Origin of the sequence: Vibrio sinaloensis DSM 21326, assembly GCF_000189275.1 — a bacterium.
GTDB classification, from domain to species: Bacteria; Pseudomonadota; Gammaproteobacteria; order Enterobacterales; family Vibrionaceae; genus Vibrio; species Vibrio sinaloensis.
In genome coordinates this window covers 65460-72741 of record NZ_AEVT01000062.1, presented here as the reverse complement: position 1 = coordinate 72741, position 7282 = coordinate 65460, and the positions used below count along the sequence as shown (strand labels likewise).

General features: G+C 44.6%; 5 protein-coding genes. 2 read left to right on the top strand and 3 right to left on the bottom strand.

The window, feature by feature from the left end; translation table 11 throughout:
- Nucleotides 1-273 precede the first annotated feature (273 nt).
- The 3 genes from clpB to rluD all read right to left on the bottom strand — a co-directional run bounded on the left by clpB (nt 274) and on the right by rluD (nt 4675).
- Nucleotides 274-2847 (bottom strand): ATP-dependent chaperone ClpB, encoded by a 2574-nt coding sequence (gene clpB / locus RH45_RS11310; RefSeq protein WP_008077220.1) that lies wholly within the window; start codon nt 2845-2847, stop codon nt 274-276.
- 115 nt (nt 2848-2962) lie between these two features.
- A complete protein-coding gene (pgeF, locus tag RH45_RS11305; protein WP_008077218.1) occupies nt 2963-3691 on the bottom strand; it encodes a peptidoglycan editing factor PgeF in 729 nt (242 codons plus the stop codon).
- Between the two features lie 3 nt (nt 3692-3694).
- Nucleotides 3695-4675 (bottom strand): 23S rRNA pseudouridine(1911/1915/1917) synthase RluD, encoded by a 981-nt coding sequence (gene rluD, locus RH45_RS11300; protein WP_008077216.1) that lies wholly within the window; start codon nt 4673-4675, stop codon nt 3695-3697.
- A gap of 172 nt (nt 4676-4847) precedes the next feature.
- Between rluD and RH45_RS11295 the strand changes: the two genes are divergently transcribed.
- Entirely contained in the window at nt 4848-5573 is a 726-nt protein-coding gene (locus RH45_RS11295; protein WP_008077210.1) for an outer membrane protein assembly factor BamD, read from the top strand.
- Between the two features lie 116 nt (nt 5574-5689).
- Nucleotides 5690-7129, top strand: a complete 1440-nt coding sequence (locus RH45_RS11290; protein ID WP_008077208.1) for an MltF family protein — start codon at nt 5690-5692, stop codon at nt 7127-7129.
- Nucleotides 7130-7282 lie beyond the last annotated feature (153 nt).

Sequence of the window (7282 nt, the reverse complement as noted above, 5' to 3'; positions counted from 1 at the left end):
GATACACTCTCAAAGCGGACGGTCATTCTATCGAGATAACATTGAGTGTCAATCACTTTTTTGTTATTTCTCTTAAAGTTAACTGCTTAACTTTCTAACCGTTAGTTGCCGTGGTTTCCCGTGACAACGGAGGCGCATTATAGGGAGTTATTGAAATAGCACAAGAGCAATTTGGAAAAAAACTTATACTTTTGAGTTGTTCGGTCACAAATCATCCAAAGCGAGTCAAATACCATCAAAAAAGGCCCTAAAGGGCCTTTTCTGAGTCAACGATTATTGGTGTGCGATGATTTGATCATTGTTTACCAGCAATTTAACAGCTTTATCTGGAATCACTTTCCCAGCTAAGATTGCTTTAGCTAACGGGTTTTCAACGCTTTGTTGAATGGCACGCTTCAATGGTCGCGCACCAAACACCGGATCGAAGCCAACTTGTGCAATCAAATCGAGCGCTTTTTCCGAAACTTCTAGTGAATAGCCTTTCTCTTCCATTCTTTCCGAAAGGCGTTTGAGCTGAATCGACGCAATGGACTTAATATGCTCTTGAGCCAATGGGTGGAACACCACGCTTTCATCAACACGGTTCAGAAACTCTGGACGGAAATGCTTACTGACCACTTCCATAACTTGCTGCTTCATTCCCTCATAATCCAAAGCACCAAAATTTTCTTGAATTCGGGAAGAGCCGAGATTCGAAGTCATGATCACGACTGTGTTACGAAAATCTACCGTTCTACCTTGCCCATCAGTTAAACGTCCATCGTCGAGTACTTGTAAAAGAATATTGAACACATCTGGGTGCGCTTTTTCCACCTCATCCAGAAGGATGACCGAATAAGGCTTCCGACGAACAGCTTCTGTTAAGTATCCTCCCTCTTCATAACCGACGTAGCCAGGAGGAGCACCAACTAACCGTGCCACTGAATGTTTTTCCATAAACTCAGACATATCGATGCGTACCATGGCATCTTCACTGTCAAACATAAAGTTAGCGAGCGTCTTACATAGCTCTGTTTTCCCCACTCCCGTAGGTCCAAGGAACAAGAAAGAACCAATTGGTTTGTTTGGATCAGAAAGTCCAGCTCTACTACGACGAATAGCATTTGCGACAACTTCTACAGCTTCCGTCTGACCAATTACTCTCTTATGAAGAAACTGTTCCATTTGTAGCAGCTTCTCTTTCTCCGCTTCTAGCATCTTAGAAACCGGAATCCCCGTTTGCTTAGAAAGTACTTCTGCAATTTCGTTATCACTCACCTTATTACGCAAGAGCGTCATTTCTTGCATCTCAGCTTGTGTCGCCAGATCTAATTGCTTCTCTAACTCCGGAATGCGTCCGTATTGAAGCTCAGACATGCGGTTTAAATCTCCCGCGCGGCGTGCAAACTCCATATCCATACGAGCTTGTTCAAGTTCAGATTTAATATGTTGTGTTCCTGACAGCGCCGCTTTTTCCGCATTCCAAACTTCTTCCAGTTCAGCAAACTCTCGTTCTTTTTCGCTTAGTTCTTCATTAAGAATATTGAGACGCTTTTCACTGGCTTCATCGTGCTCATTAGTTAACGCTTGCTGCTCTATCTTAAGCTGAATGATCTTGCGTTCTAGCTTATCGAGAGATTCAGGTTTGGAATCAATTTGCATGCGAATACTAGAAGCGGCTTCATCAATCAAATCGATCGCTTTATCTGGTAATTGGCGATCAGAAACATACCGATGTGACAAGCTCGCAGCAGCGACAATCGCTGGGTCGGTAATTTCTACATGATGATGCAGTTCGTAACGCTCTTTCAAGCCACGTAAAATAGCCACGGTGTCTTCAACAGAAGGCTCATCCACCAGCACTTTTTGGAATCGACGTTCTAGAGCTGGATCTTTCTCTATGTACTGGCGGTATTCGTCCAAAGTCGTCGCCCCAACACAGTGGAGCTCACCTCGCGCAAGAGCTGGCTTAAGCATATTGCCGGCGTCCATCGAACCTTCTCCTTTACCTGCGCCAACCATAGTATGGATTTCGTCGATAAAAAGGATGATGTTACCTTCTTCTTTAGAGAGCTCATTAAGAACGGATTTTAATCTTTCTTCAAATTCACCACGATATTTTGCCCCAGCAACCAGAGCACCCATATCAAGTGAAAGCACTCGGCGGCCACGCAAACCTTCAGGCACTTCATTGTTGATAATTCGTTGAGCTAACCCCTCTACAATGGCCGTTTTACCTACCCCAGGTTCACCAATAATAACTGGATTGTTTTTTGTTCGGCGTTGTAGAACTTGAATGGTACGGCGAATCTCATCGTCACGACCAATAACCGGGTCAAGTTTTCCTTGCTCCGCTCGCTCAGTGAGGTCAATGGTAAACTTCTCCAAAGCCTGGCGAAGCTCTTCGGCATTTTGGTCGTTGACCTTTTGACCACCACGAACTTTATCGATCGCTTCAGCTACATTTGCTTCAGTGAGCCCTTGCTCTTTTAATAGCGCCCCGAGAGCACCTCGGTCTTCAATCGCTGCTAAAAGGAAAACTTCGGAAGAGATATAGGCATCTTGACGCTTTTGAGCCACCTTGTCGCACAAGTTAAACATGGTGCCCATCGCACTAGATAACTGCACATCACCACCAATGCCACTCACTTTTGGTAGGCGATCCAAAATCTCACTCAACTTAGAACGCAGGTGAGTAACATCCACATTTAACATAGTTAATAGAGGGCGAATGGGGCTGCCGTCCTGATCCATTAAAGCGACCATTAAGTGGACTGGCTCTATGTACTGGTGATCACGGCCCAACGCCAACGATTGTGCGTCAGATATCGCGATTTGAAATTTGCTAGTGAATCTGTCAAGACGCATAACTACCTTCCTAACCTCAACTGAGAAGAAATCATTAATCAGTATGAAAGATGGCTACACGAAGACAGATTTTCAAGGGAGGAAAGAAGATAAAATCATCTTCATGAATAGGGAGTTAGCTTTCTATCCAAATGAAACTAGCTTGACGACCAGTCGTACCATCTCGACGATAAGAGTAAAACTGTTGGGGATTTTGATAAGTGCACAGGTCACTGTAATAGATCTGTTCGACACCCACACTATTCAAGCGTTGAGTCACTAACAAGTTCATATCAGCAAGATATTTCGTAGGTTGGGGTTTGGCTTTAAATGCACTAATAGCTTTTGGGTCTGCGGCACAAAAGATATCAACGACCTCTTGACCGACTTCAAACGCTTGAGTGCCAATCGCAGGGCCTATCCACGCCATCACCGGTGAGTCAAACTGGCTGATAGCGTTTTCAATAATGCCATCAGCAAGGCCTCGCCACCCAGCATGAACGGCAGCGACTTGACTTCCATCTAGGTTGGTAAGCAAAACAGGCAAGCAGTCTGCGGTCATTGCACTACAGACAACCCCTTTTGCACGCGTAAAAACACCATCACAATCCAACGCAACGTCGCTAGGCGCAACAGCCTCAAACACTCGTGTAGAATGTGTTTGGTTTAACCAAACCGGAGCGGAAGGCATCTCGGCTTGCTCGGCTAACCACTGCCGATTGTGCTGAACGGTGATGATATCATCCCCAACATGAGTCCCTAAATTCAGCCCTTGGTAAACACCACAAGACTGACCACCAAGCCGCGTTGATGCAAATGCTTTGATATTTTTAGGTGCTGGCCAGTTGGGAATAATCATATCCATCGATTAAAACTCGTCTTCTAAGCCATGCTCTTGAGTATCTTGACGAAGAGCTTCGGCCATTTCGACCATATCGTCCGGCACTGGAGCATGGAACTCTACTTCTTCACCAGTGATTGGATGTTCAAACTTCAACATAACCGCATGCAGAGCTTGACGATCGAAGCCACGAATCTTCTCAGCTAGCTCGTTGGAAGCTCCACTTGGAATACGAGCACGACCACCATAAGCACTATCACCTAACAGCGGATGCTGAAGATAAGACATATGAACACGAATCTGGTGAGTACGGCCAGTTTCTAGACGTAATCGAATACGAGTATGTTCACGGAAATGTTCAGCAACACGATAATGAGTAATCGCTGGTTTCCCCATAGGGCTGACCGCCATCAAAGTGCGCTTAGTTGAATGGCGACCAATAGGTTGCTCAACTCGACCACCAGCAGTCATACGACCTATCGCAATCGCTTCATACTCACGAACAAAGTTGCGCTTTTTCTGCAAAGCTCGAACTAGGCGAGTTTGTGCCGGGACAGTCTTAGCAACGACCATCAAACCAGTGGTGTCTTTATCAAGACGATGAACAATACCAGCTCGCGGTACTTCTGCGATGCTCGGATAGTGGTGAAGCAGCGCATTAAGCACTGTACCATCAGGCGTACCTGCTCCCGGGTGAACAACGAAACCACGCGGCTTGTTAATCACCAAGATATCATCATCTTCATAAACGATATCGAGAGGAATGTCTTGCGCTTCCCAGCGCTCTTCATCTTCAAGTTCCGCTTGCAGAATAATTTCTTCACCACCCATGACCTTAGTACGAGGTTTAGTCACAACCTCTCCGTTAACTTGCACTTTACCGGCAAGTAACCACTCTTTAAGTCGCGAGCGTGAAAAATCGGCGAATAATTCGGCGATAGCTTGGTCAAGACGTTGACCTAATTGGCTATCTTTTACTGTATTGGTTAATTCAATCTGCTGAGCCATATCGAACTTTTTTAAAAACTGTGGGACTAATTGTCACTACTGTGGAAAAATAGGCTACTCACCACAACTCAATTGACCGAGTTGATCGGGTATAATTGGACATTGTATCCGTTACTGTCCAGAAAGTAACGGAAGCAGCAGAAATAATTATCTCAAGGAATCGAATCCTGACATGAAAAAGCATACTTTATCTGGCTTATTGGCGTTATCTGTACTGGTTGGCTGTTCAAGCAGCGAAGAGATTGTGCCAGATGTGCCACCGTCTGAACTGTACTCAGAAGCCCAGATTTCGCTTCAAAGCGGTAACTGGCTCTCTGCCATCAGTCAGTTGGAAGCCTTGGACTCTCGTTACCCATTCGGGGCTTACTCAGAGCAAGTACAGCTGGATTTGATTTACGCTTACTATAAAAACGATGACCTAGCGCTAGGCTTGGCGACCATTGAGCGTTTCACTCGTCTTAACCCTACTCATGAAAAATTGGATTGGGTGCTATACATGCGTGGACTGACCCACATGGCGCAAGATCGTAACTTTATGCACGACCTCTTTAACGTTGATCGTAGTGATCGCGATCCAGAGCCAGTAAAGAAAGCCTTTGCAGATTTTAAACGTCTGCTAGAACGCTATCCTACAAGCCCATACGCAGAAGATGCACAGAAACGCATGCTCGCGTTGAAAAACCGTCTTGCTGAATATGACCTCGCTACGGCTGATTTTTATCTACGTCGTGAAGCATGGATCGCAGCCATCAATCGTACACAAGAGTTGCAAAAAACCTATCCCGATACCGTTGCGGCTCGTGAATCACTGCAAATACAGCTTGAAGCTTATAAAGCACTTGGCCTAGAAGACGCTATTAAGCGCACTCAACAGCTGATTGAGCTCAACCCTCTCTAGTCTAGAGCCGCTTAAAATTAAACCGCTTCCTAATCGAAGCGGTTTTTTTATACTCAAAATTGGCTGAATGACGACACACAAGCTACTTTTAACTAATAAAGTTAAGAGGTTAGTGAATGTTTCGCGCTGTCTTATTCATTGTTCTATTGATCTTTTCAATGACCAAAGTTCAAGCTTTGTCCCTATCCCCATTACAGAAAGAGCCCTACTTTGGCGATCTTCCTGCGTTGGAGAAGAAAGGGGTAATTCGAGTCCTCGTTGCCGCGGACTTAGGTTTTTACTATGTTGAAGATGGTAAGCCAAAAGGGATCTTAGCTGAATTGCTTTACCACTTTGAAAAACAGCTCAAACAGCGTTCTTCGTATTTCAACCTTCAAGTCATCCCTGTGCACCGAGACGAATTGATCCCCTCGCTAGAGCAAGGTTATGGTGATTTAATCGTTGCTAACTTAACGATCACCCCATCAAGAGATAAGGGGATTGATTTCAGTATGCCAGTACTAAGAGACGTTAAGGAGTTGCTCGTCACTCACGCTTCAATACCCGCTTTTACTGACATAACGCAATTAAGTGGCAAAGAAGTCTGGGTTAGGGCCAGCTCAAGCTACTTTGAAAGCCTGCAGAAACTCAATCAATTACTTGATGAAAAGGATCGCCCTCCTGTTATCGTTCGCTTTGTCGAAGAAACATTGCAAGACATTGAATTAGTTGAACTAGTCAATCAAGGTCACATTCAAGCCACCATTTTGGATAGTCATAAAACCGAGCTCTGGCTCAAAGTGATGGAAAACATTCAAGTTCATGACATTATCCCTTTACGTGATAATGGTGAGATAGCGTGGGCAATGCGCGAGCAAAGCCCAAAATTGCAATCATTCGTCAACCAATACCTAAAAAGTGCGCGTTCGGGTACCTTGTTGGGCAATGTGATTTACGGGAAATATCTCGACGATACGCGTTGGTTAAAAAAAGTTCTCAACCCTAATCACATCAACCGCTTAGAAGCATTATCAGAAATCTTCTTACAATACTCAGAGCAATATCAGTTCGATCCGTTAATGATGTCCGCTCAAGGGTTCCAGGAGTCAGGGCTTGATCAAAGTAAAGTGTCCCACAAAGGTGCTGTTGGTGTAATGCAAGTTCTGCCCAGCACGGCGAAAGATCCCAATGTGAATATTCCTAACATCTACGAAGTGGATAACAACATTCACGCTGGTATCAAGTACATGCGTTTCTTAAAAGATCGTTATTTCAGTGACGATTCGATCAACAAAGATAATCAAGTTTACTTCTCATTAGCAGCTTACAACGCAGGCCCTGCCAACATCCGTAGAATGAGAAAACTGGCTTCCCAGCAAGGTTATGACCCAAATATATGGTTTAAAAACGTTGAAATCATGGCTCGACGACACATTGGGCGAGAGCCTGTCCATTATGTTGCCAATATCAATCGGTACTTCGTGATTTACAAACAACTCGCAGCTCTTAAAGCGTTAAGAGAGAATCGCTCTGCAAACAATCTGCCGTTGATGGGTTTTCCAGTCATCATTGAATAAAGACTTAAGAGCGTTAAGCTGGATAAATCGATAAGAAGGGGTTTTGGAAGAGAATTCACAAATATGGCATGGTCAATCTTTAGGCAGGCCTTTTCGTTAAGCCGAATAAGCTCCCTAAAAAGCGGATGATTTTTAGTACCTTACCCCTTCCAA

Coding starts and splice junctions, on each gene's coding strand:
- RH45_RS11295 (WP_008077210.1), top strand. CDS start 4,848: ATGAAAAAGCATACTTTATCTGGCTTATTGGCGTTATCTGTACTGGTT.
- clpB (WP_008077220.1), bottom strand. CDS start 2,847: ATGCGTCTTGACAGATTCACTAGCAAATTTCAAATCGCGATATCTGAC.
- RH45_RS11290 (WP_008077208.1), top strand. CDS start 5,690: ATGTTTCGCGCTGTCTTATTCATTGTTCTATTGATCTTTTCAATGACC.
- pgeF (WP_008077218.1), bottom strand. CDS start 3,691: ATGGATATGATTATTCCCAACTGGCCAGCACCTAAAAATATCAAAGCA.
- rluD (WP_008077216.1), bottom strand. CDS start 4,675: ATGGCTCAGCAGATTGAATTAACCAATACAGTAAAAGATAGCCAATTA.